Genomic DNA, 24484 nt, shown 5'->3' on the forward strand with positions numbered 1-24484 from the left:
GTACGCTCGAGGTGGGTCCAGCCACCAGCGGCCCACCCGGGTCGACGAGAGGAGACGGCGCATGAGCGTCCTGCGTGAGCGCACGTCTTCTCGGGCGACGTCGCTGCCCGCCCTCGTGGCGCCCCTGGCCGCGACTCTCGTCGTCCTCTTCGGGTCGCTCACCGGCTCGGTGACCCACGCGAGCCCCGGGCAGGTGCTCCTCACCGCAGCCGCGGTCGGACTGCTCACGGCCGTCATGGCCTCGACCGGTCAGCACGTCGTGCAGCCGCTGCCCGTCCGCGCCCGCCCCTCGGGCGTCGCCGGCGCGGTGCGCGCGTCGACCGCCTACTGGTGCGCCCTCGACGCGCCGAGCTGCCCCCAGCGTCCTCGAGCTCCGGGTCGGCACTGACCCCGTCCGCCGCCTTCGCGGCGTCCGGGCCACTGCCCTGACCCTGTTCGAGAACTGGCCCGCCGGCGACACCCCGGCCGGGCCGAGCCGAGGAGCTCACCCATGCCTGCCCTTCTCTCCCCTGTCACCAACGCTGTCGCCGCGGTCCTCGCGGCCACCCACGACGCCGCCGGCGCGCTCGGCCTGACCCCCGGCTCCGCGGGCGCGTGGCTGCTCGCGGTCCTGCTGCTCGTCGTCGCGGTCCGCACGGTCCTGCTGCCCGTCACGATCCACGGCGTGCGCTCGTCGCACGCCCGCGCCCACGCCGCGCCCCAGCTGCGCGAGCTGCGCCAGCGCTATGCCGGCAGCCGCGACCTCGAACAGCTGACCGCCATGCGCGCGGAGCAGAAGGCGATTCACGCCGAGCACCGCGTCTCGGGGTGGAGCCTCGCGCCGGCGCTGCTCCAGCTGCCGCTCTTCTACGCGCTCTACCGCGTCGTCTCCGACCTCACTGCCGGGCACTCCGTCGGCGCGCTCGACGCGGGGCTCGTCGCGTCGGCATCCGCTGCGTCGGTCGCCGGCCTGCACCTGACGAGCCACCTCGGCCCGACACTCGGCTCGAGCCTCCCCGCGGGGCTCGTCATGGTGGCGGTCGCTCTCGGGGCGGCGCTGCTCAGCCTGCTCGCGCAGCGCTGGTTCGTGCTGCCGACGACGAACGTCGCCGACCTGCCCGAGGGGATGGCGACGGTCCAGCGCCTCATGCCGTGGCTGGGCGCCGTGGGCGTTCTCGCCGCTGCGGCCTTTGTGCCGGCCGGGCTCATCGTCTACTGGCTGTTCAACAACGCGTGGACCTTCGCGCAGCAGGGCCTCATCTGGCGGTTGGCCCCGACGCCGGGCTCGCCGGCGGCGGCCCGTCGGGAGGCCAGGGCGCTGGAAGGCGCGGCGTCCTGACGACCGGGCCACACGGCATACCTGGTCATCCCTGTTGACGGTCAGGGGTCGCGTCTAGCGTGGGCGGGGTGAGCGCGACGACGAACACACCGACGAACACACCGACCGCGACCAGGGACGCGGGGATGACCGAGGAGCTGCTGCGCTACCTGCAGCAGGGCCGCGACGCCCTGCTGCAGGCGCTCGACGGCCTCAGCGAGTACGACGTGCGTCGGCCGCTGACGCCCAGCGGCACCAACCTGCTCGGCCTCGTCAAGCACGTGGCCGGGGTCGAGCTCGCCTACCTCGGCGACTCCGTCGGGCGGCCGTCGGGCGAACGGTTGCCCTGGGTCGAGGACGGCTCGATCTGGGAGTCGGCCGACATGTGGGCGACGGCAGAGGAGTCGCGCGAGGACCTCGTCGCGCTCTACCGGCGTGCGTGGGCGCACTGCGACGCCGTCGCGCGTGAGCTGCCGCTCGACGCCCCCGCGAGCGTCGCGTGGTGGCCGGAGGAGCGCCGCCGCACGACGCTCGGTTCGCTGCTCGTGCGGTGTGTCGCGGAGGTGTCCCAGCACGCCGGGCACGCCGACGTCCTGCGTGAGTCCGTCGACGGGCGCGGCGGTCGGGACCACGACGACCTGGGCGGCGACGCGTGGTGGGCCGACCACGTCGCCCGCATCCAGGCTGCTGCCGATGCCCACCGCACCGAACCGGTCAGCGGGGAGGGCGGGTCGTGAGCACGCGCCGGCCCAACATCGTCTTCCTGCTGAGCGACGACCACGCCGCGCACGCCATCGGCACCTACGGCTCGGTCGTCAACCGCACGCCGCACATCGACGCGGTCGCGGCGGCCGGGGTGCGCCTCGACAACCTCTTTGCGACCAACTCGCTGTGCGCGCCGAGCCGGGCCTCGATCCTCACCGGCACCTACAGCCACGTCAACGGCGTGACGACGCTCGACACGCCCATCGACGCGTCGCAGCCGACCTTCGTGACGGCGCTGCGCGAGGCGGGCTACCGCACGGCGTTCGTCGGCAAGTGGCACATGGGGCAGGGCACGAGCGACGGCGTCGAGCACGACCCGCAGGGCTTCGACCGGTGGGACGCGCTCATCGACCAGGGCGAGTACCACGACCCGCGCTTCCTCTCCCCCGACGGGCTGCGGGTCGAGCAGGGCTATGCCACCGAGCTCATCAGCGACCTCGCGCAGCGCTGGGTCGAGGGGCTCGACGGCGATGACCCGTGGTGCGTGCTCGTGTGGCACAAGGCGCCGCACCGGCCGTGGGAGCCCGACGCCGCCCACGACGGGTTGTATGCCGAGGGCGGGCCTCTCGGAGGCACGCCGATCCCGGTGCCCGCGACGTTCACCGACGACCTCGCCGGACGGTCCGACACGGCGCGTCGCGCGGCGATGCGCGTCGCCGACCACCTGACGGCCGAGGACCTCAAGCAGCCCGTTCCCGAGGGACTGAGCCACGACGAGGAGGCGCTGTGGAAGTACCAGCGCTACATGGAGGACTACCTCGCGTGCGTCGCGTCCGTCGACGACAACGTCGGGCGTATCACCGACTGGCTGCGTGAGCGGGGCGACCTCGACGACACGATCGTCGTCTACTCCTCCGACCAGGGCTTCTTCCTCGGTGACCACGGCTGGTTCGACAAGCGGTTCATGTACGAGGAGTCGATCCGGATGCCGTTCGTGCTGTCCTACCCCCGTGCCGTCGCGCCGGGTCAGGCACTCGACCGGATCGTCACCAACGTCGACATCGCGGCGACGCTGCTCGACGCATCGGGGGTCGGCGTGCCCTCGCGGATGCAGGGTCGGTCGTTCTGGGGCGACCTGACGGATCCTGTTGCGGCGCAGTCGGATCGGGATCGGGAGACCGAGGGCTTCTACTACCGCTACTGGATGCACGACGACAGCAGCCACCAGGTCGGGGCGCACTACGGCTATCGGACGCACCGCTACACGCTGATCTTCTTCTACAACGACGGCCTCGGTCTGCCCGGATGCTCCGACCGGCGGTTCGCGCAGGAGTGGGAGCTCTACGACCTCGAGGCCGACCCCGAGGAGCTGTTCAACGTCGCGGACGACCCTGCCTACGCGCAGGTTCGGGACGAGCTCGAGGCCCGGATGTGGCTGGCCCAGAAAGAGGTCGGCGACGATCCCCACCCGGACCAGCCCGTCCCCCGCCTCATCGCCGAGGCCACCAGCACCTGACGTCGCCACGTCGCCACGTCGCCACGTCGCCACGTCGAGAAGTGGGCACTCGACGGGGAGGGTCATGCGCGCGCGGGGTCGTCAGAGCGCCGCGTCGAGCTCTTCCTGGAGGCCGTCGACCGCCTGCCACGCCCGCGCCTCGATCGTCGTCATGGCGCGCTGCTCGTCCGCGTCGAGGTGGCCGAGCAGGAACGCGGCAGCCTCACCGACCGCCTCGTCGAGCGCCAGGTGGCGCAGGGCCACGCGAGTCATGACGGCATCGTGGTGGTCGCCCAGGGCCGTCTGCACCACCTTGGCCTGCTTGACGATCCGGCGCATCGGCTCGTCGTCGACAGGACGCGCGGTCTCGGCGGCATAGCGCAGTCGCTTGGTCGCCTTGCGCACCTCGTGGAGCCGAGCGGCGTGGTCGACGGTGGGCTGCACCGCGGACCCGTGGTCGGTCGTCGGGGTCCCGTCCTCCGGCACCTCTGCCCGGGCTGCCGCCGCCAGCTTCGCGAAGCGGCGCGCCTCGTGCCGCACCCGCTTGCGAGCCACCTTGAGCGCGTCACGCTGCGCCTTGTCGTTGAAGGGCGGGTGATCGACGAGCTCGTCGAGCAGGATGGACAGCGCGGCATACCGCGTCGAGTCGAGCGTCTCCTCGACGTCGTCGCCCGCCGCGATCGCGTCGAGCCGCAGCCGGGCGCGCAGGCCGGCGACGGCATCCTCGTCGAGCCCGGCGCTCTCGATGCCCTCGAGGAGACGGTCGGTGTTGTCGGTGGCGACCTCGGCGTCGCGCGACTGCCCGAGGCGTCCCGAGGCGTCCTTGAGCTCGGCACGCAGCGGCTCGGTGACCGACGTGTCGAAGATGGGGCGAAACGTGGCCAGCAGGGATCGGATGCGCCGCATGGCGACGCGCAGGTCGTGCAGGCCCGTGGGCTCGCCGGCGCGCACGGCCCCCTCGGCAGCGCGCAGAGCATCGCGCTGATCGGCGAGGCGCTGGCGCACGAGGGTCCCGACGGACGGCATACCCCTCTATACCCGGCGGGTGAGGCGCACGTCCCCGCTTCGCCGGATCCTGTGAAGTCTGGACAAGGCCCTGCCGCCTAACGGAGCGGAAACGTACAGTCGAAAAGGTGGCACGGGTCACCGCTCCCCCTGCACCGGACACCGCCGTCGCACCAGGCGCCCGGCAGTCCCTGCGCGCGCCGGACCCGCAGTCCGAGGACCCTGCGCCACCGAGCCGGCGGGAGAAGGTGCGCACCCGACTGGGCCGGGTGCGGCGTCGCACCTGGTGGGTCCTCGTCGCGCTCGTCGTCATCGTCGGGCTCGTCGTGGCGTATGCCGTGACGCGACCTCCCGGACCACCCGTGCTCACGCAGCGCGACGTCGACACGAGCGTCCAGCGCGGCATCGCGAAGCAGGCGGAGGCGGACGCCGCCGCCCCGGCCGACGGGTCCGTCGCGCACACCGCGATCGAGCCGTCGCTCGTGCTGATCCAGACCCGCGAGACGGTCGGCGGGCGGGCGGCCGAGGGCAGCGGCGCAGGCGTGGTCGTGAACGCCGACGGCACGGTGCTCACCGCGCTGCACGTCGTCGACGGCTCGACGGCGATCACCGTCACCTTCGCCGACGGCACGACGTCGCCGGCCAAGGTCGCGACCCGGGCGCCGCAGAGCGACATCGCGACCCTCACCCCTTCGAAGCTGCCCGAGACCGTCGTGCCGGCGGTGCTCGGCGGTGCGCTGCCGGTCGGGGCGCCCGTCTTTGCCGTCGGCCACCCGCTCGGGCTCACCGACTCGCTGTCGGCCGGGGTCGTGTCGGCGCTCGACCGGACGGTGCGCGTCGACGGCGACCGCACGCTCGAGCACCTCATCCAGATCGACGCGGCCGTCAATCCCGGCAACTCCGGCGGGCCGCTGCTCAACAAGGCCGGGCAGGTCGTCGGCATCGTCACGGGCCTGGCCAACCCGACCGACCAGAGCCTCTTCGTCGGCATCGGCTTCGCGGTCCCCATCGCGACAGCCGCTGGGGCAGCAGGCAGCCCGCCCCGCTGAGACCGAGCCTCGAGGGCGAGGCGGCCACCCGGCATACGTCATCGACGAATGTGACCCAGGCGTGAAAGAGCAGGAGGACGGCATGGACGAACAGGCACCCACTGGTCGGCACGCGTTGGAGCAGGCGCTCTACGAGGTGAAGCGGACGATCGTCGGGCAGGACCTGCTCGTCGAGCGGATGCTCGTCGCGCTGCTCGCGCGGGGACACCTGCTCGTCGAGGGCGTGCCCGGGCTGGCGAAGACGATGGCGGTCAAGACGCTCGCGCAGGCCATCGGCGGGGACTTCCAGCGCATCCAGTTCACACCCGACCTCGTGCCCGCCGACCTCGTGGGGACCCGGATCTACAACCAGAAGGAGGGCGAGTTCCAGGTCTCGCTCGGGCCGGTCTTCGCCAACCTCGTGCTCGCCGACGAGATCAACCGGGCGCCGGCGAAGGTGCAGAGCGCACTGCTCGAGGTCATGCAGGAGCGGCAGGTGACGATCGGGCGGGAGACGTACCCGGCGCCCGACCCCTTCCTCGTCATGGCGACGCAGAACCCGATCGAGTCGGAGGGGACGTATGCGTTGCCCGAGGCGCAGGTCGACCGCTTCATGCTCAAGGTCCTGATCGGATATCCCTCTGCCGCCGAGGAGTTCGTCGTCGTCGAGCGGCAGATCGCTGCTGCGGCGGCGACGGTGCAGGTGCTCGACCCGGAGATGCTGCGTGGCTTCCAGCGTGAGGCGGACGCCGTCTACGTCGATCCTGCGGTCATCGAGTATGCCGTCCGGCTGGCCAACGCGACCCGCGAGCCGGCAGGCGTGGGCAGGGACGACCTGGCGCGGCTGCTGACGTACGGCGCGAGCCCGCGCGCGTCGATCAACCTCGTGCTGGCGGCCAGGGCGCTGGCGTTCCTGCGGGGACGGGACTACGCGCTGCCGGGCGACGTCCGGGACCTCGCGCGGGACGTGCTGCGGCACCGGATCGTGCTGTCCTACGAGGCGCTCGCGGAGGACCTGTCGCCGGACGACCTGCTGACGCCGATCCTCGAGGCGGTGCCGGCGCCGACCGCGCCGCTGCGTGAGCAGGAGCGCCAGGCGATGAGAGCCGGCCCCGGCGGCCCGGTGGCGGGCGCGTTCGGTGTCGAGTCGGGCGGGATCCCCGCGGGAGGCACCACCGGACCGGGTGACACGACATGGGCGCGACCACCCCGCTGAGCGCCGAGAGCCTGCTGCGGCGCCTCGAGTGGAGGGTGGTGCGGCGGCTCGACGGGCGACTCCAGGGCGACTACCGGACGCTCTTCCGCGGGGCGGGCCTCGACTTCACCGACCTGCGGGAGTACGTGCCGGGCGACGACCTGCGGCACATCGAGTGGAACGTGACGGCGCGGCTCGACGAGCCCTACGTGCGCGAGTTCGTCGAGGACCGCGAGCTGACGGCGTGGCTGCTGCTCGACCACTCGGCATCGATGGGCTTCGGGCCGGTCGACCGGCAGAAGGACCTCGTGCTCGCCGAGGTGGCGACGACCCTCGCGCACGTGCTGACCCGTGGCGGGAGCCGCGTCGGGGCGATCATCATGGACACCGGCGTCGACACGGTGATCCCGGCGGCCTCGGGTCGCAACCAGGTGCTGCGCATCGCGAAGACGCTCCTCGACCGTCGAGAGGCCACCCACCGGGAGAGCGCCGCGTCGGGCCAACGTCGTGGCGTACGCCGGGTGCTGGGTCACCCCGGCCGCGCTGCCGTCCCCGCTCCGTCGGGGACGGTCACGGACCTCGGCGCGATGCTCGCGGCGGCCCACGGCATCGCGCGACGGCGCTCGCTCCTGCTCGTCGTGTCCGACTTCATCTCGGCGGACGGGTGGGAGGCACCGCTGTCCCGGTTGGCGCGACGGCACGAGGTGGTCGCGATCCAGGTCGTCGACCCGCGCGAGAGCGAGCTGCCCGATGTCGGCGGTGTCTACGTCGAGGACGCCGAGACGGGAGAGCAGATCTTCGTCGACACGAGCGACCTCGGCTTCCGGGCGCGCCTGGCGGCGGCCGCGGCCGCGCGGCAGGCCGACCTCGAGGCGCGGGCACGCAAGGCGGGCGTCGACCTCTACCCCGTGCGGACGGACGACGACCTCGTGCGGTCGCTCATGCGGGTCTCCGAGCTGCGGCGCAGGCGTCGGCGATGAGACGGGCGCATGAGGTGGCAGTCGTGAGGTGGCAGTCGTGAGGTGGCACTGATGAGCGAGCTGTCGCTGACGTGGCCGTGGGCGCTCGCGGGGCTCCTCGTCGTGCCGGTGCTCGTCGTCCTCTACAAGCGCGGACTGCGGGCACAGGAGGCGCGGCGGGCGGCGCTGGCGGCGGACGGCCTCGTCATGCGGGCGCCGCCGCGGTCCCGGTGGCGGCACCTGGGAGCGGCGCTGCTGCTCGCGGCGCTGACGGTCCTCGTGCTGTCACTGACGCGGCCGGTCGCGTCGGTCGCGGAGCCGCACCGGGAGGGCACGGTCGTGCTCGCCTTCGACGTCTCGGGCAGCATGGCGGCGACGGACGTGAAGCCCTCCCGGCTCGAGGCGGCGAAGGCCGCGGCGCGCGCCTTCGTGGCGAAGCAGCCGCCGTCGGTCCGGATCGCGGTGGTCGCGTTCGGTGGCACGGGGCTGGTGACCCAGCGGCCGACGGACGACCGGGCCGCAGTGCTCGCGGCAGTGGCACGGCTGAAGCCCTCCGGCGACACGTCGCTGAGCGACGGGATCCTCGGGGGTTTGAGCGCCATCGTCGGCAAGCCGGTCAAGCCCCCCGGTGACACCGAGCAAGGGGCCGGCTCGGGGACGTCCGAGGAGACGCCGATCGGCTATCACGGTGGGACGGCGATCGTGCTCCTCACCGACGGCGAGGACACGACCGACGTCGCACCCTCGGGCGCGGCCGAGCTCGCGTCGGCCGCGGGGGTGCGCATCGAGCCGATCGGGCTCGGGACGCCGGCGGGGACGACGATCCAGGTGGACGGTTTCAGCATCGCGACGGCTCTCGACGAGACATCGTTGCGGGCGGTCGCGGAGACGACGGGCGGGACGTACCGGCGGGCGTCGGACGCGGCATCGTTGACCGCGGTCTACGACTCGATCGAGCTCCAGTGGACGACGCGGACGGTCCCCCACGAGGTGACGTCGTGGGTGGCGGCACTCGCCGGGTTGCTGCTGCTCGGTGGGGCGACGGTGTCGGTGCTGCGGCAGGGGCGGGTGATCTGACATGTCGTTCGGGGTGCCCCTGTTCCTCGTGACGTTGCTGTCCGTGCCGGTCCTGCTCGGCGTCTACGTGTGGCAGCTGCGGCGTCGGCGGCGGCAGGTCGTGCGTTTCTCGAACGTCGCGCTCCTGCGGGCTGCCGGAGCCGGGTCGGTCTCGTGGCGGCGGCACGTGCCGATGGGTCTGGTGCTGTGCGCGCTGGCGCTGCTGGGGCTGGCGAGTGCGCGGCCGACGGTGCGGGCCACGGTGCCGACGTCGAGCTCCACGGTGATCCTGGCTCTGGACGTGTCGGGGTCGATGTGCGCGACGGACGTGGCGCCGAACCGGTTGAGCGCGGCGCAGGCTGCGGTCCGGTCGTTCGTCGAGGGGCAGCCCGACGAGACGAAGGTCGGGCTCGTGGTCTTCTCCGGGTTCGCCGAGCTGGCCGTCGCGCCGACGGCTGACCGGGACGCACTGCTGACGGCGATCGATGCGGTGACGACCGGGCGCGGCACGACGATCGGGGCGGCGATCCTGCGGTCCATCGACGCCATCGCCGAGCTGGACCCGAACGTGGCACCGGCAGACGCCGTCGACGAGCCGACGACCGACGGGCCCGGTCTGGTGGATCCGACGCCCGCGCCGACGCCCTCCTCCACTGGTGGCCCCGCAGGTCGCGACGGAAGCGGCGCGGCGGACGCGGCGGCGGACAAGGCACCGGAGATCATCGTGCTGCTGACCGACGGCGCGAACACCCGCGGCGTGACACCGGCGCAGGCGGCGGCGCAGGCCGCGGCGCGTGGGGTGCGCGTCTACCCCATCGGGTTCGGCACGACGAACCCGACCCAGATGGCCTGCACGCGCGACCAGTACGGCGGCTTCCAGCCGCGGGTCCACGACTTCAGCGGCGCCGGTGCCGGGTCGATGGGCGGTCGCAACTTCCTGGTCGTCGACGAGGCCGCACTCCGGGGCGTCGCGCGGACGACCGGCGGCGAGTACTTCGCCGCGACCAACGCCGACGGCCTGACGAAGGTGCTCGCGGACCTGCCCAAGCACGTCACGGTGAGCGAGCAGGACATCGACCTCAGCGCGGCGGTGGGCCTGCTGGCGGCAGCTCTCCTGCTGGCAGGACTCGCCATCTCACTGCGCCGCTCGTCCGCGTGAGCGGACATCGGGCTCAGCGTGCCTGCCCACCCTCGAGCGAGCGCTTGAGGGAGGCGAGGGTGTGGCTCCGTTCGCGGGCCACCATCCACGCGACAACGGGCCTGAAGAGCCGCATCGGCCCGTACAGCTCGGCTTCGGCCACGTGATGCACCACCGTCGAGTCGCCGTCGGCCTCGAGCACGTAGCCCGGGCGGGCCTGGGTCAGTGGGTGGCCGAACCAGGCGAGCGTCTCGCTGAACGCGATCCGCGTCGCCGGGACGTGCTCGGTCACCTCGCCCACGAAGCGGCCCATCCTGGTGCGGTCGACGTAGGTCGTCCCGGCACGGACGGGCGCTGGTGACGTCAGCTCGGTACCCCCGAACACGCCGTCGCGATGCATCCACCGCCCGTAGCCCGGCAGGTCCGCCAGGCGCTCGAAGACGTCACCCGCCGGGCGACGGACCACCGTTCGCGACTCGAACCGCACCACGCTCACAGCCACGACCTCTCGTTCCGGTACGAACGGCGACCACCTGCAACGCTAGGCACTGCGTCGGGTCTCCGCACGCAAACGGCCACGGGTCACTCGCCGCCGGGGTCGATGAGTCGCTGGCGAACGGCATACATCGCCGCCTCCGTGCGCGAGTGCACCTGCAGCTTCTCGAGGATGTTGCGGATGTGGCTGCGGACGGTGTGCTCGGAGATGCCCAGCTCTGTGGCGATCTCGCGGTTGAGTCGGCCCTGCGCCACGCGCTGGAGGATCTCGACCTCGCGGTCGGTCAGGTGCGGCCGCCCCTCGAGCTCAGGAGTGGGTGCCGGCGCCGGGGCACCATGACGCTCCTGGATGTGTCGGAACTCGAGGAGCAGCTTGGTGGCGATGGCGGGTGACAGCTGGGACTCGCCGTTGGTCACGCCACGGATTCCGGTGGCGATGTCCTCGGTCACGCCCTTCAGGAGGTAACCGTCGGCCCCGGCGCGAATCGCCTCGAACAGGTCGTCATCGTCGTCGGAACCGGTGAGCATGAGGATGAGCGCCGACGGGACGTGCTGCTTGATGATCCGGCACGCGTCGATGCCTCCGCGCTTGGGCATGCCGACGTCCATGACGATGACGTCGGGGACGGTCCTCTCCGCCTCGCGGACTGCCTCGACGCCGTCGGCCGCTTCTGCGACGACCTCGATGCCCTCCTCGACGGCAAGGACCACCTGCAGCGCTCGGCGGAACAGGACGTGGTCGTCGACGACGAGCACGCGGATGAGGTCCGTGACCAGAGGCACCGGGGGCACCGTCCCATCTTGACGCACGAGCGGGCGCCGTCGGAGACGCCGTCTCGGCAGGAGACTCAGCCCGGCGTCCACGGGCCGGCGAAGCGCGTGGCTACACCCACGGCCTGTCGGTCTTGTCGCGCATGCGCTTCATCGCCAGGAGCTCCTGCTTGCCGCAGCGCTGGCAGACGAGCATCTCCTTGTCGCCCGGCTTCACCCGGAACATGTGGCCCATGACCCAGCACGGGAAGTTCCTGAGTCTCACCTGACTGAGTGTCCTCGCACCACACCTGTGACGCAGGTCTTTCGTGTGACCGCCAGCGTCCTCGAGGTGCGTCCACCCGCGGCTCGTCAGGTCGGTCCGGTCCGGCGCACCGACCGCCATGAGGACTCTCGCGGCGACCTACGGCCAGTCGGCCGTGAGGTAGGCGATCACCAGAACGCACAACGAGACGCCCACCATCACCGCGCCGACCTGCATCTGGACGGAGCGCCGCGCGGACAGGTCACGCCCATCGCGTCCCGGCCCGGACAGCGAGCCGCCCACGATCAGCCCGATGCCGAGCACCAGCACCACGCCGACCGCGGACCAGAAGTACGTCATCCGGTCATCGCCCCGCGATGGACGCCCTCGCCATGGCCCGATGGTCCCACGGCCACCACACCGGCACCATGGCCGAGCCCGTCACCGGGTAACGGTGGCTACTGTCGCCAGGATGAACGCCTCTCGCATCACCCTCGGATCGATCAACGTCGAGGCCGAGGAACCGGGCGCACTGGCCACCTTCTGGGCGACGGTCACGGGCGGCACGCCCGCCGCCAACGGGGACTCGGTCTACCTCCCACCTGTCGGCCCAGGAGGGTTCGCGATGTTCTTCCAGCCGCTGGCCGGGCCTCGCCCGGACCGCCTCACGATCCACCTGGACCTCACCGTGCCGTGGGGAGCTCGACAGGGAGAGGTCGACCGACTGGTCGCCGGCGGGGCCACCTGGCAGTGGGACGTCCTCGACGAGCACCCTCACGTGCGCTGGACGACGCTGGCCGATCCCGAAGGCAACCTGTTCTGTGTGGCCGAACACCCGCCCACCCCGTGATCACGGCCCGGCCACCGGGAGAGGAGAGCGGTACGGTCGCGGGAACCAGCTCGGTACGACGCCCAGGAGGGTCCCGCTGGCACGGGAGGACCGTTGAACACCTGCGGCATCGCGCCGGATGCGTTCAGCGACGAGGCGCAGCAGCTGGGCGCGGCCCTGTTGACCGGGCGGCGGAGACAGCGCGCTGCCCGTCAGGAGTCTCGGCCCCACCGCAATGCGCGAGCCGAGACCGGTGGAACGTAGGCTCTAGGGGGCCAACTGGCTCCCGACCAGCTCGCCGAGGAGGGCATCGTGTCCCAGACTTCATCCCGGATCCGGACGATCCTGCCGACATCGAGTCGCACCGCTCTGGGCGCGACCGTCGCCGGCGGTCTGCTGACCGCGCTCGCATCGGCTCCCGAGCGGATGAGCCGGCTCCTGCGGGCCCGCTATCCCATGGTGGCCGTGACCGGCATGACCGGCGTCGGCAAGAGCCAGCTCGTGGACCGGCTGACCCGCCGCTCCTCCGACGACGCCGTGGCCGAGGTGGGCTCGGCCGTGATGGAGCGCCGGACCCGCCGCGGCGCCAAGCTGCACGGCTTCCGCTTCCTCGTCGTCCCGGGGGACAACGCCGCCACGCGGCTCGGCGCGCTCGACGAGGTCTTCCACGACGAGCCGGTCGACGGGGTGATCCACGTCGTCGCCAACGGCCATGCCACACCGCGTCGCGCCGCCGGCACCACCGGAGTGGCCACCGCGACCCGCGAGGAACAGCTCGCCGCAGAGCTCGAGGACTGGACGATCACGTCGCACCGCATCGCCTCCATGGCCGTGCGCCGGCAGAAGCCGATCTGGCTCATCATCGCGGTGACGAAGGTCGACCTCTACCCGGACGACGTCGACGAGGTGCTGCGCTACTACTCCCCGGGCAGCGGCTCGCCGTTCGCCGACAGGGTCGATGCCCTGCGCGCGCTGGCCGGCGGCGCGAAGCTCTCGATCGACGTGCTCCCGGTGGCGAGCCAGGGCGGCGACCGCAAGTCGGCGCTCCCCGAGAAGCGCGCCGGAGCCATGGTCGATGCCCTCGCCGACCGACTGGGTCAGCTGAGCGGTCACGCCTGAGCGGCGCTTTCTCCTCGATTACCCCGTTCAGCCCTCGTTGGGCGATTTCTTGTCTATCGTCTGGTCGTTGGAGCTTGCCGGCCTGCATCTGGCCCAGATTCCGCCGGTGAGTGCTGGGTCGGGCCTGTGAGGTCTCGGTACCGGCCGGCCCGGATGCGGTTGGCCCGTGACGGACTCGAGGGGTCAGCTGATGCGTGGGACGTGGAGACGACGGCTGGTCACGGCGTCGGCCGGAGTACTGGCGATGGTCGGAGCCTTGGCGTCCGTTGGGCCAGCAGCCGTGGCGTCGCCTGCGCCTGCCGCCCTCGGTGCGCCCTCCGCGGGCTCGGCTCGGAGTGCGAGCGCGCCCGGCAGCTTCGCACCGCTGACCCCGGCCCGGCTCCTGGACACCAGGACGGCGCTCGGCGCGGGAGGTCCGGTCGCGGCGTACGGCACGATCCACCTGTCGGTCCTGGGCCGCGGCGGCGTGCCCACCGCGGGTGTCAGTGCCGTGGCAGTCAACGTGACGGTCACCGGACCCAAGAAAGCCGGAAACGTCACCGTCTATCCAGACGGCGCAGGCAAGCCCACCGCTTCCAACCTGAACTTCACCGCCGGCCAGACGATCCCCAATCTCGTGATCGCCAAGGTCGGGGCCAACGGGAAGATCGCCTTGGCCAACAACAGTGGGGGCACCATCCAGCTGATCGCTGATGTTGCCGGCTTCTACCTCGGCGGCGTCCCCAGCGTCCCCGGCGCCTACGTCCCGCTGGTACCGGCGCGCGTCCTGGACACGCGAGTGAACACCGGATCGTCCGGACCGGTGCGACCGTACGACACCATTCACCTGTCGATCCCGGGCGTCGGCGGCGTGCCGACCACCGGCGTCGGCGCCTTGGTGCTGAACGTGACCGTCACCGCTCCCCGAGCGGCCGGCAACCTGACCGTCTACCCGAACGGCGCCTCGACGCCGACCACCTCCAACCTCAACTTCGTCGCGGGTCAGACCATCCCCAACCTCGTCGTCGTCAAGGTGGGGATGAATGGTCCCGACGGGAGCATCGCCGTGACCAACAACAGTGGTGGTCTCGTCGACGTGATCGCTGATGTCGCGGGGTACTACGTGGCGGGAACATCCATCGAACCCGGTGCCCCGACAGACACGGGCGCTTACGTCACCCTGCCCCCCAGCCGGATGCTTGACACCAGGTCCGGCCTGGGTGGTTCGAACCTCGTCGCACCGCACGGAACGGTTCACCTACGGGTCGCGGGCCGCGGTGGAGTCCCTGCCATCGGCGCCGGAGCCGTGGTGCTCAACGTGACGGTCACCGGTCCGAAGTCGGCCGGGAACATCACCGTGTACCCGGACCAGACCCCGATGCCCACCGCCTCGAACCTCAACTTCACGCCCGGACAGACGATCCCCAACCTGGTCGTGGCCAAGGTGGGAGCGAACGGCGACATCGCCTTGACCAACAACAGCGGCAGCACCGTCCAGCTGATCGCCGATGTCGCCGGCTACCACCTTGCCAGTCTCGGTGAGGTGGCCCAGATCGGCGCCGGCTCGGCGCACACGTGTGCACTGCTGAACAGCGGCGGTGTCATCTGCTGGGGCGCCAACAACGACGGGGAGCTCGGAAACGGGACGACCACCGACTCGCTGGTGCCGGTGGCCGTGACCGGCCTGGACTCTGGAGTCACCTCGATCAGCGCATCCGGCGACCACACGTGCGCGCTGACGTCGAACGGCGCCGTCTACTGCTGGGGCATGAACGCGTACGGACAGCTCGGAGACGGCACGAGCGTCGACTCGAGCGTGCCGGTGCCCGTGGCCGGGCTGGGGGAAGGCGTCGCGTCGATCAGCGCCGGGTCGTCCTACACCTGCGCGGTCCTCGCGAACGGCGCTGGCGTGTGCTGGGGACGAAACGGCGACGGCCAGCTCGGCAACGGCACCACCACCGACGCGAGTGCGCCCGTCGCGGTGTCCGGGCTCGGGTCCGGAGTCGCCTCGATCAGCGGGGGCGTCAACCATACGTGCGCAGTGTCGACGACGGGTTCAGCCAGCTGCTGGGGCTACAACGCCTCCGGCGCCCTCGGCAACGGGACCCTCGACAGCTCGACCTCACCGGTGCCGGTGACGGGGCTGAGCTCCGCCGTGGCATCCATCAGCGCGACGGGCTACCAGCACACCTGCGCCGTGCTGACCAGCGGCGCGGCCACCTGCTGGGGCCGCAACTGGCGCGGGCAGCTGGGAGACGGCACCAACACCGACTCGACCACTCCCGTGACGGTGACGGGCCTGGGCTCCGGCGTCGTCTCGATCAGCAGCGGGTACCAGTTCACGTGCGCGACGCTGACCGGCGGCTCGGCCACCTGTTGGGGCTACAACACGGACGGCGAGCTCGGCAACATGTCGAACGGCGAGTCGGATGTGCCGGTACCTGTCGCCGGTCTGGACTCCGGAGTCGTGGTCCTGAGCGCGGGGTGGCAGCACAGCTGCTCCGTCCTCACCAATGGGACTGCACGGTGCTGGGGCTTCAACAGCAGCGGTCAACTCGGAGACTCCACCACGGCCACGGCTCTCTGGCCGATGCCGGTGACGAGTCTCAACTGACGATGTCGAACGACCTGCCAAGGTGACCTTCACCCGGACCCGGGCACCCGGCATACGCCATCGGTCGAGGTGTCGCAGCTAGCGTGAGGGCCGTGACGACGGAAGCAACGACCTACGAACCGACCATCGACCGCGACGTGATCCAGGGGATCGTCGACGCGTTCTTCGGAGCCTTCGTCGCCGGGCCCGGCTGCTCCGAGCGGATGGACCGGCTGCGCGCGCTGCTGATCGACCGGGCCGTCATCGTGCGGACCTGCGGTCTGGAGCCCGCGGTCATGACGGTCGAGGAGTTCATCGCACCGCGCGAGGCGCTGCTGACCGAGGGCTCGCTGACCGACTTCCGCGAGTGGCCGGTCGAGGGGCGCGTCGAGGTCTTCGGCGACATCGCGCACTGGTTCGGCAGCTACGCCAAGGCGGGCACACAGGCGGGCGAGCCGTTCACCGGGCGCGGCATGAAGACGATCCAGTTCGTCCGCACCACCGACGGGTGGCGCATCAGCGCGGCGGCGTGGGACGACGAGCGCGACGGGCTGAGCCTGCCGTCCGACGCCCCCTGACCAGCGCCGACCGGCACTGCCAGCACTGACCAGACCGGCCGGGACGGTGTGAGCTACGTCCTCGTGCTGTTCACTGGACAACGTGGCCGCTCAGCGCCTGGGGATGGCGCCCCTGAGGGACGGGGGGCGGGTGGCGTATGCCGTCACGGGAAGCGGGCTGTTCCTCGTCGTCGCCCCAGGATGGCTGAGCCACCTCGAGATGGGGTGGGCGATCCCCGCCGAGCGGATGTTCCACGAGGCGCTGTCGTCGGGGCGCACGCTGGTGCGCTACGACCGGCCCGGCTGCGGCCTGTCGGACTCCTACGACGGTCCGCGCACGATGGCGCTCGAGCTCGCCACGATCGCTGCCGTGACGAGTGCGGTCGGCGCCGACCGCTTCGACCTGCTGGGCTGGTCGCTCGGTGCCGCGGCGGCTGCCCAGTGGGCCGCCGAGCGTCCGGAGACCGTCTCGCGCCTGGTGCTCTACGGCGGCTGGCCCAACGGGGCCTCCATCGGTGACGCCGACAGCCGGCAGCACGTGCTCGGTCTGCTGGCGACGCACTGGGGACTGGGGTCGGACCTGCTCACCGAGGTGTTCGCGCCGGACGCGGACCCCGGCACCCGACGCACGCTCGCCCGCTACCAGCGCGCGGCCTCCTCGGCCGAGACGGCCGTGGCCCTCCTGCGCCTCGCCTACGAGCTCGACGTGCGGCCGCAGCTCGGGCACGTGCAGGCACCGACCCTGGTGCTGCACCGTCGCGGGGACCGGGCGGCTCCGCCGGCCGGGGGTCGGGCTGTCGCGGGCTCGATCCCGGGCGCCGAGCTCGTGGAGCTCGAGGGTCGCTCGCACCTACCGGCCATCGGCGACGCGCAGTCGGTGGTCGACCAGGTGCGCCGCTTCCTCGGCCTGCCGGCGCTGCGACGGGCCGTGCCGACCGGGCTCACGGCGCGGCAGACGGAGGTCGCGGCCCTCGTGGCCGAGGGCCTGACGAACCGCCAGATCGCCGACCGGCTGGGCGTCTCCGAGCGGTCGGCCGAGTCGCACCTCGAGCGGATCCGGCTGCGGCTCGGCTTCAGCTCCCGCGCGCAGGTGGCCGTCTGGTACGTCGCGCAGACCCGGTAGACGCTGAGTCCTCGTCGAAGTGGGGTAGTTCCACGGCTGTGCCGGTCCCTGCGCCCCGGCAGCCTGAAGAGATGTTGCGACGCATCGTGTCCCTCGTCATCTCCGCCGCCGCCTGGTGCGGGTTCGTCGCCATCACCGTGTGGACGATGGCCTTCCTCGCCGGAGTGGCGCTCCCCCGCACCGTCGACGGCCCACCTCGCACGACGACCGCCCGGGCGGTCGTCGTCGACCTCGCGCTCCTGCTCCTCTTCGCCGCCCAGCACTCCGTCATGGCGCGGCGCCCGGCCAAGGCCTGGATACGGCGGAGGGTCCCGGCCGAGCTCGAGCGCACCACCTACGTCCTGGCCACCAACACCTGTCTCGCCCTCCTGCTGGTGCTGTGGCAACCATGGGACCAGCAGGTGTGGCACGTGGACGGCGTGCCGGCATACGCCCTCTGGACGCTGTGCGGCGCGGGCTGGGTGCTCGCGATCGCGTCGACCTTCGCCGTCGACCACCTCGAGCTGATCGGGCTCCGGCAGGCCGGATGGGGCAGATCATCTCGTTCGGCCACCACCGCCACCGACGCCGACGTCACCGACGCCCTGCAGGTCGGCGGGCTCCACGCGATCGTGCGGCACCCGTTGATGACAGGGATGGTGGTCGCGTTCTGGGCCACGCCCCGGATGAGCGCGCCGCACCTGCTCTTCGCCGTCGCCGCCACCGGCTACATCCTCGTCGGGATCACGTTCGAGGAGCGCGACCTCCGCCGCACGTTCGGCGCCGCCTACGAGGAGTATGCCGCCCGCGTCCCGGCGCTGGTGCCCGGGCTTCGCCTGCTGCCCGGGCCTCGCCCGGCGCGAGGTGCGGCGACCCGGAGGACGTTCGGCCCTGTGTCCGACGAGCCGACCCGGAGCACCCTTGATCCATGAGGTCGACCCCCCGCCGCCCCCCGGGGAGGGTGTCCCGGCGCCCGGGCGCCGGGCGTCGCACGACCGCGCGAGCCGCAGGTCCGGTCCGGCGTCATCGCATCCGCAACATCGCCCAGGAGCTCCTGATGCTCATGGGACTGGCGGTGATGCTCGGGGCCGTCGCCTGGCTGCTGACCGGGATGGCGGGGCTGGTGTGGGTGCTCGCGACCATCGTGCTGCTGGGCGCCCTCCGCCCACGGGTGCCCACCGCCTGGGTCCTGTCGATGTACCGGGCTCAACCGCTCCCACGCTGGGCAGCACCCCGACTGCACGAGGTCGTCGACGTGCTCGCCGTGCGCGCTCGGCTCCAGCGACGGCCCCAGGTGTTCTACATCGCCAGCCCCACGGCCAACGCGTTCGTCGTCGGCCGGCAGGACGACGCCGCGCTCGCCCTCACCGACGGGCTGCTGCGCCTGCTGGACGGCCGGGAGCTGACCGGCGTCCTCGCCCACGAGCTCAGCCACCTGCACAACGGCGACCCGGCGATCATGAGCCTGTCCGACCTCGTGTCCCGACTCGCCCAGTGGATGTCCTGGCTCGGCCTCTGGTCGGTCGTCGTGTCGCTCCCCCTGGCCGTCGACCGCGCCAGCCTCGTGCCCCTGCTGCTCTCGTTCCTCCTCGTCGCAGCGCCCACCGTCGTGACCCTGATGCAGCTCGCCCTGGCGCGCTCGCGCGAGTACGACGCGGACCTCGAGGCCGTCGACCTCACCGGCGACCCGGAAGGACTCGCTCGCGCACTCGTCGTCCTGGAGAACAGCGACGGGCAGATCTGGGAGCGGATCCTGGTCGGGCGCTCCGCCGGATCGGACCCCCTCCTGCTCCGGACCCACCCGGCCACCACCCAGCGGGTCCAGCGGTTGCTCGCCCTCCGGGCCGGGCCCAGCCGACCACCCGTAGACGTGAACCATGGCCCCGCGGTGGTCTACCCGCCGGTGACCCAGCGCCCCCGGCTGCGCCGAACCGGGATCCGGTGGTAGGGATCGGGTCGTCGAGGGGGCCGGCGCGAGGTGCCATCCGTCAGGCGGGGCCGGCCGTCCGTGCACCAGTCCGCGCACCAGTCCGTGCACCCGGCATACGGCGTCTGGTGCTCCACCGCCAGAGCTCGTCGACGCCCCAGACCACGACGGGGAAGGGGAGCACGAACAACACCTGCCACAGCTCCGGGACCGCGGTGCCGAACACGGACTGCAACGGTGCCACGGTCACCAGGGCCGCGGCGAAGGCGACCTCGTAGGCGATCCCCCAGAGCAGGAGGTGGTTGCTGAGGACCCCGACCTGGCGAAGCGACGCGTGCTGGGTGCGGGCCGCCATCGCGGTCCCGATCTGACAGGCGACGATGCCGAGGAAGCTCATCGTGGTGGCCTGCTGCCAGACATGGTGGAGCGGGCCCGAGCTCACGTCGTCCCCCAGCTGCCAGCCGCCGCTGAGGAGCGTGACGAGGAAGACCGCGAGCACCAGCACGGCGGAGACACCACCCAGAAGGCCCCAGGCACGGGCCAGCATGGGGACGTCGATGACGTTCTGGGTGCGTTCCCTGGGTGGACGCGCCATGAGGCCGGGCTCCGCACGTTCTCGTCCGAGCGCCAGGGCGGGCAGCGTCTCCGTGCCGAGGTCGATCGCCAAGATCTGCATGACCGTCAGGGGCAACGGGATCCGGCCTCCGGAGAGGGCGTAGACGAGGAACGGGACGACCTCCGGCGTCGCGTGCGCGAAGATGTAGACGATGAACTTGCGGACGTTGTCGTAGACGCGGCGTCCGGCCTCCACCGCGGCCACGATGGAGGCGAAGTTGTCGTCGGTGAGGACCATCGTGGCTGCCTCCCGTGCCACGTCGGTGCCCGATCTGCCCATGGCCACGCCGATGTCGGCCCGCCGCAGGGCGGGGGCGTCGTTGACGCCGTCGCCGGTCATCGCGACGACGTGTCCCTGGTCCTGCAGGGCATCGGCGATGCGCATCTTGTCCTCGGGCGAGCTGCGCGCGAAGATCAGCTCCTCCCCCGAGGCGAGCCGCTCGTCGAGCTCCGCCTCCGGCATGCGCTCGAGGTCGGCGCCCGTGACGATGCGCAGACCCGCGTGGCCGATGCCGACCGCCTCCGCGATGCCCTGGGCTGTCAGGCCGTGGTCGCCGGTGACGACGATGAGGCGGATCCCGGCAGAGTGGCAGCGCGCAACGGCGTCGGGCACCTCCGGTCGCGGCGGGTCGATCATGGCTGCGACCCCGAGCAGCGTCAGGTCGCGTTCGGCCAGCTCTCGGGTCAGGGAGGTCAGCTCCGCCTCGTCGACGGTCCGCTCGGCCACCGCCAGCAGGCGCAGCCCCTCCTCGGCCCAGGTGGTGACCATCTCGTCGAACAGCTCGCGGTCCACGTCGCCCAGGGGACGGTCGTCGCCACCCGGCCCAGCCACCCTGGTGCACAGCGTCAGCAGCTCCTCCGGTGCGCCCTTGGTGTGCACCCGGACCAGGCCGCCCTGCCGGTCGACCGTCGACATCCGACGCAGCGCGGGATCGAAGTGGAACTGCGCCAGCCGATCCTCCGGCCTGGTCGCGGGGTCGACGCCCAGCGACGCAGCCATGTGGAGCAGGGCCAGCTCGGTGGGGTCGCCGTGTTCCTGGTCGGGCTGCGCGGGGTCGAGCTCCGCGTTGTTGCAGGCGACGACCGCGCGCGACATCCGGGTGGCCGCCGGGGGCGTGACGTCACCGGCCGACGGCGCCACCGGGTCGAGAACCCGCTCGGGGGTCCAGACCCGGGTCACACGCATCCGGTTCAGGGTCAGGGTGCCGGTCTTGTCGGTGCAGATCACGCTCGTGGACCCGAGTGTCTCCACGGCCGAGATCCGCTTCACCAGGACGCCCTGTCGGGCGAGGATGCGCACGCCCACCGCGAGGGCGAGCGTGATCGTGGGCAGCAGCCCCTCGGGCACGTTGGCCACCAGGAGCCCGATCGCGAAGTTCACGGCGTCGCCCAGCGACAGCCCCGCCACGAGGGTCCCGATCGGGATGAACGCGGCACCCATCCCGACGGCCACGAGGGCGATCAGGCGAGCGACGTGCTTGACCTGCTTCTCGAGCGGGCTGTCCTCGTGCCCGACTTGCTGCGACAGTGCCGCGATCCTCCCCAGCTCGGTGTGCATGCCGGTGTTGAACACCACCGCTGTGGCTTCGCCCTCCGTACAGCTGGTGCCCGAGAAGACCAGGTCGCGGGCCTGCAGGATCGGGCCGTGGGTGTCGAACGGCTCGGCCTCACGCAGCAACGGCAGGGACTCACCCGTCAGCGTGGACAGGTCCAGCTCCACCGACCCCGACAGCAGCCGTGCGTCCGCCGGGATGCGCTCGCCCTCCTCGATCATGATGACGTCGCCCGGCACCAGCTCGCGGGCCTCCACCGGCTTGGGCGTCCCGTCGCGGACCACGCGGACGGTGAGAGGAAGGTAGGCCGACAGCGCCTCCACGGCACGCTCGGCGTGTCGCTCCTGGATGAAGGCGAACAGCGCGTTGACGAGGATGACCACGACGATGGCGACCGCCAGCGCTGTCGTGCCGCTGAGCGCCGCCAGCAGGCCGGCCAACCAGAGCAGCAGGGCCAGGGGGTGGATCAGCTGAGCGAGCAGGTCGCGCGGCCACGTCGTGCCCCGGCGTCGCGCGAGCTCGTTGGGTCCGAAGACCACGAGGCGTCTGGTGGCTTCTCGGTCGGAGAGCCCGGTGCGCCGCGTCCGCAGGTCGCGCAGGAGCCGGTCGATCGACTCCTGGGGGTTGACGGTGGAGACGCCGTCCGGGGCCAGGCCAGTCACTGGCTGAGACATCGCGCCCCCTGACTCCGGCTTTCTTCATTACACCTTCGGCGCTGTCCCCTGTCCACCGGTTCCGAGGGCAGGAGCCCCTCGCCCGCGCGCCCCGACGCGCTCGTGTCGCCCTGGTCCGGGCGGCAGACCTGCAGTGACGCGGTCCGGGCGCTACCGACCCCGGTGACGGGGCGTCGGCGGCGTCGTCACTCGCCGCGGATGCGCTCCGGCGCGAAGATCACCAGTGCCAGCGCGACGACCAGGCCGGCGCCGATGCCGACCACGAGACCGCGCCCGACGTCCTTGATCAGCGCGCCACCCAGGAGGCCGACGAGCGCACCGATCGACGCACACCCGGTGAACGTCGCGATGACCTTGGCCCAGAAGGGCGCCTCGACCTGACCAGCCATGCCGCCACAGTAACGGGGCGATGTCCGCCTACGCTGGGCGGCGACGACCCATTGCGGCGATCGCGAGGACCCCCATGACCCCGTCCCAGCGGCCCGGCCGAGCCCCGGGATGAGGCTCACGACCGACGACGCGACGGCCCGGCTCGTCGTCCACGACCACGGCATCCTCTGCACCGTGCACGCCACGCGCGGAGTGGACGCGGTGCCGTGCGTCTTCGCCGTCGACAGCGACGGCTTCGTCGGGGTGCCGGTCGACCGCGTCAAACCGAAGTCGACGTCACGGCTCCAGCGCGAGCGCAACCTCGAGTCCGACTCTCGCGCAACGATGCTCGTCGAGCACTGGGACCCTGTCGACTGGTCGCGGCTGTGGTGGGTGCGCGCCTCGCTGCGGTGGGAGGCCGATCCACAACCCGAGCGCCTGGACCGGCTCGCCGAGCTCCTCGCCGACCGCTACCCGCAGTACCGGGACCGGCCCTTCGACGGCGTCCTCGTGCTGCAGGTCGTCGACGTCACCGGCTGGGCGGCCGGTTAGGAGGCCCGCCAGGGGGCCGGCAAGGAGGCTGGGCGCGCAGCCGGAAGGCGGTCCCCAGGATCGCCGTCGCTCCGAGCGCCACGTGTCGGTGCGGCTGGCTAGGGTCGGCTCCATGGTGGTCCACCAGCTCACGGCCTCGCAGGCACGGCGTATCGCGGTGCACGCGCAGCTGCTCGACCAGCCGCGCCCCACCGACCTCGTCGCCACCGTCGAGCGCCTGACCTTCCTGCAGATCGACCCGACCGCGGCCATCGCGCCGAGCGCCGACCTCGTCCTGTGGAGCCGGCTCGGCCGCACCTACGACCCCACCTCCCTGACGACGGCGATCGAGCACGACCGCACCCTCGTCGAGACCGTCGCCTACGTGCGCAGCCCGCAGGACATCCCGGCCGTGATCGCCGAGGTCCGCGAGGCCGAGCCCTACCCCTTCATGGCCGAGTGGCTCGCGGCCAACGACTCGTTCCGCCGCGACATCCTCGCCACGCTCGAGGCCGACGGGCCGCTGCTGTCGCGCGACATCCCTGACACGAGCGTCGTCCCGTGGCCGTCGACCGGCTGGACCAACAACCGCAACGTCACGAAGATGCTCGAGGCCCTCGCCCTGCGCGGCGAGGTCGCCATCGCCGGGCGCAAGGGCCGCCAGCGCTACTTCGACCTGCCGGACCGCGTCTATCCGCCCGGCCTGCCGACGCTCACGCTCGAGCAGGCCCTCGCCCACCGCAACGAGCGCCGCCTCGCCGCCCTCGGCATCGCGCGCGCCACCGGCACCGTCATGCCGGGCGAGGGCTCCTACGTCGGTGACGCCGGCGAGCCCGCCGAGGTCGAAGGGGTGCCGGGCACGTGGCGCGTCCACCCGGCATACCTCGACGCCGCCGACGACTTCACGGGTCGCACGGCCTGCTCAGCCCGTTCGACCGGCTCATCCACGACCGCGTCCGGGCTCAGCAGCTCTGGGGTTTCGAGTACATCCTCGAGATGTACAAGCCCAAGGAGCAGCGCCGCTGGGGCTACTTCGCGCTGCCGATCCTGCACCACGACCGCCTGGTCGGGAAGCTCGACGCCCAGGCCGACCGCAAGACCGGCACGCTCGTCGTCAACGCGATCCACGAGGACGTCCGCTTCACCACCTCGGTGACGGCGGCCGTCTTCCGCGAGGTCGCCGACCTCGCGGCCTGGCTCGGCCTCACCCTCAGCGGCCCCGCCGCCCCCTAGCCCACCCAGCCAACT

26 protein-coding genes are annotated in these 24484 nt (G+C 72.0%); 18 read left to right on the top strand and 8 right to left on the bottom strand.

The window, feature by feature from the left end:
* The first annotated feature begins 61 nt into the window (after positions 1–61).
* From ABD831_RS04710 to ABD831_RS04725, 4 genes are all read left to right on the top strand, one after another.
* Entirely contained in the window at positions 62–388 is a 327-nt protein-coding gene (locus tag ABD831_RS04710; RefSeq protein WP_344942257.1) for a hypothetical protein, read from the top strand.
* Between the two features lie 102 nt (positions 389–490).
* Positions 491–1318: a membrane protein insertase YidC gene (gene yidC, locus ABD831_RS04715; protein WP_344942260.1), complete on the top strand. Its 828-nt coding sequence runs from the start codon at positions 491–493 to the stop codon at positions 1316–1318.
* Positions 1319–1386: 68 nt separating this feature from the next.
* Positions 1387–2034 (top strand): DinB family protein, encoded by a 648-nt coding sequence (locus tag ABD831_RS04720; protein WP_344942262.1) that lies wholly within the window; start codon positions 1387–1389, stop codon positions 2032–2034.
* Positions 2031–3518, top strand: a complete 1488-nt coding sequence (locus tag ABD831_RS04725; protein ID WP_344942265.1) for a sulfatase family protein — start codon at positions 2031–2033, stop codon at positions 3516–3518. Before ABD831_RS04720 ends, ABD831_RS04725 begins: the two co-directional genes overlap by 4 nt.
* A gap of 81 nt (positions 3519–3599) precedes the next feature.
* Here ABD831_RS04725 and ABD831_RS04730 read toward each other — a convergent pair whose 3' ends face one another.
* Positions 3600–4523: a CHAD domain-containing protein gene (locus ABD831_RS04730; protein ID WP_344942267.1), complete on the bottom strand. Its 924-nt coding sequence runs from the start codon at positions 4521–4523 to the stop codon at positions 3600–3602.
* Positions 4524–4630: 107 nt separating this feature from the next.
* On the opposite strand from ABD831_RS04730, the gene ABD831_RS04735 reads away from it, so the two are divergent.
* The 5 genes from ABD831_RS04735 (at position 4631) to ABD831_RS04755 (ending at position 9899) form a co-directional block, all read left to right on the top strand.
* Positions 4631–5551 carry a S1C family serine protease gene (locus ABD831_RS04735; RefSeq protein WP_344942269.1) on the top strand — a complete coding sequence of 307 codons (921 nt, stop codon included), beginning with the start codon at positions 4631–4633 and terminating at the stop codon, positions 5549–5551.
* An 82-nt stretch (positions 5552–5633) separates the two neighbouring features.
* The gene (locus tag ABD831_RS04740; RefSeq protein ID WP_344942271.1) at positions 5634–6746 is read left to right on the top strand and encodes an AAA family ATPase; all 1113 of its coding nucleotides are present in this window, start codon (positions 5634–5636) and stop codon (positions 6744–6746) included.
* Positions 6725–7705, top strand: a complete 981-nt coding sequence (locus tag ABD831_RS04745; protein WP_344942274.1) for a DUF58 domain-containing protein — start codon at positions 6725–6727, stop codon at positions 7703–7705. The genes ABD831_RS04740 and ABD831_RS04745 overlap by 22 nt, the downstream gene beginning before the upstream one ends.
* Before the next feature lie 51 nt (positions 7706–7756).
* Complete coding sequence (locus ABD831_RS04750) at positions 7757–8761, top strand: VWA domain-containing protein (RefSeq protein ID WP_344942277.1); 1005 nt, start codon at positions 7757–7759, stop codon at positions 8759–8761.
* A gap of 1 nt (position 8762) precedes the next feature.
* Positions 8763–9899 (top strand): VWA domain-containing protein, encoded by a 1137-nt coding sequence (locus tag ABD831_RS04755; RefSeq protein WP_344942280.1) that lies wholly within the window; start codon positions 8763–8765, stop codon positions 9897–9899.
* Between the two features lie 13 nt (positions 9900–9912).
* Here the strand turns inward: ABD831_RS04755 and ABD831_RS04760 are convergent, their stop codons facing one another.
* From ABD831_RS04760 to ABD831_RS04775, 4 genes are all read right to left on the bottom strand, one after another.
* Positions 9913–10380, bottom strand: coding sequence for an SRPBCC family protein (locus ABD831_RS04760; protein WP_344942283.1), 468 nt, complete (start codon positions 10378–10380; stop codon positions 9913–9915).
* 80 nt (positions 10381–10460) lie between these two features.
* Entirely contained in the window at positions 10461–11156 is a 696-nt protein-coding gene (locus ABD831_RS04765; RefSeq protein ID WP_344942286.1) for a response regulator, read from the bottom strand.
* Positions 11157–11256: 100 nt separating this feature from the next.
* On the bottom strand, positions 11257–11409 hold the full coding sequence (locus tag ABD831_RS04770) for a hypothetical protein (RefSeq protein WP_344942289.1): 153 nt from the start codon (positions 11407–11409) through the stop codon (positions 11257–11259).
* Positions 11410–11547: 138 nt separating this feature from the next.
* Positions 11548–11748, bottom strand: coding sequence for a hypothetical protein (locus tag ABD831_RS04775; protein ID WP_344942292.1), 201 nt, complete (start codon positions 11746–11748; stop codon positions 11548–11550).
* Positions 11749–11860: 112 nt separating this feature from the next.
* Between ABD831_RS04775 and ABD831_RS04780 the strand changes: the two genes are divergently transcribed.
* From ABD831_RS04780 to ABD831_RS04810, 7 genes are all read left to right on the top strand, one after another.
* Positions 11861–12238: a VOC family protein gene (locus ABD831_RS04780; protein WP_344942295.1), complete on the top strand. Its 378-nt coding sequence runs from the start codon at positions 11861–11863 to the stop codon at positions 12236–12238.
* 291 nt (positions 12239–12529) lie between these two features.
* Positions 12530–13336 (top strand): GTPase domain-containing protein, encoded by an 807-nt coding sequence (locus tag ABD831_RS04785; RefSeq protein ID WP_344942298.1) that lies wholly within the window; start codon positions 12530–12532, stop codon positions 13334–13336.
* A gap of 280 nt (positions 13337–13616) precedes the next feature.
* Positions 13617–15929: an RCC1 domain-containing protein gene (locus tag ABD831_RS04790; protein ID WP_344942300.1), complete on the top strand. Its 2313-nt coding sequence runs from the start codon at positions 13617–13619 to the stop codon at positions 15927–15929.
* 92 nt (positions 15930–16021) lie between these two features.
* Positions 16022–16486, top strand: coding sequence for a DUF4440 domain-containing protein (locus ABD831_RS04795; RefSeq protein WP_344942303.1), 465 nt, complete (start codon positions 16022–16024; stop codon positions 16484–16486).
* 82 nt (positions 16487–16568) lie between these two features.
* Complete coding sequence (locus tag ABD831_RS04800; RefSeq protein ID WP_344942306.1) at positions 16569–17588, top strand: alpha/beta fold hydrolase; 1020 nt, start codon at positions 16569–16571, stop codon at positions 17586–17588.
* Positions 17589–17659: 71 nt separating this feature from the next.
* Entirely contained in the window at positions 17660–18499 is an 840-nt protein-coding gene (locus tag ABD831_RS04805; RefSeq protein WP_344942309.1) for a methyltransferase family protein, read from the top strand.
* Complete coding sequence (locus tag ABD831_RS04810) at positions 18496–19515, top strand: zinc metalloprotease HtpX (RefSeq protein WP_344942312.1); 1020 nt, start codon at positions 18496–18498, stop codon at positions 19513–19515. Before ABD831_RS04805 ends, ABD831_RS04810 begins: the two co-directional genes overlap by 4 nt.
* A 40-nt stretch (positions 19516–19555) precedes the next feature.
* On the opposite strand, the gene ABD831_RS04815 is transcribed toward ABD831_RS04810, so the two are convergent.
* Both ABD831_RS04815 and ABD831_RS04820 read right to left on the bottom strand, forming a co-directional pair.
* A complete protein-coding gene (locus ABD831_RS04815) occupies positions 19556–22336 on the bottom strand; it encodes a cation-translocating P-type ATPase (RefSeq protein ID WP_344942315.1) in 2781 nt (926 codons plus the stop codon).
* 185 nt (positions 22337–22521) lie between these two features.
* A complete protein-coding gene (locus ABD831_RS04820) occupies positions 22522–22725 on the bottom strand; it encodes a hypothetical protein (protein ID WP_344942318.1) in 204 nt (67 codons plus the stop codon).
* Positions 22726–22834: 109 nt separating this feature from the next.
* On the opposite strand from ABD831_RS04820, the gene ABD831_RS04825 reads away from it, so the two are divergent.
* Positions 22835–23257, top strand: a complete 423-nt coding sequence (locus ABD831_RS04825) for a PNPOx family protein (RefSeq protein ID WP_344942321.1) — start codon at positions 22835–22837, stop codon at positions 23255–23257.
* On the opposite strand, the gene ABD831_RS04830 is transcribed toward ABD831_RS04825, so the two are convergent.
* Positions 23235–24110, bottom strand: a complete 876-nt coding sequence (locus ABD831_RS04830) for a hypothetical protein (RefSeq protein ID WP_344942324.1) — start codon at positions 24108–24110, stop codon at positions 23235–23237. The genes ABD831_RS04825 and ABD831_RS04830 overlap by 23 nt on opposite strands.
* On the opposite strand from ABD831_RS04830, the gene ABD831_RS04835 reads away from it, so the two are divergent.
* Complete coding sequence (locus ABD831_RS04835; protein ID WP_344942327.1) at positions 24098–24469, top strand: DNA glycosylase AlkZ-like family protein; 372 nt, start codon at positions 24098–24100, stop codon at positions 24467–24469. The genes ABD831_RS04830 and ABD831_RS04835 overlap by 13 nt on opposite strands.
* The last annotated feature ends 15 nt before the right edge of the window (positions 24470–24484 follow it).

The sequence above is a fragment of the Terrabacter ginsenosidimutans genome, assembly GCF_039539425.1.
In the GTDB taxonomy this organism is placed as follows: domain Bacteria; phylum Actinomycetota; class Actinomycetes; order Actinomycetales; family Dermatophilaceae; genus Terrabacter; species Terrabacter ginsenosidimutans.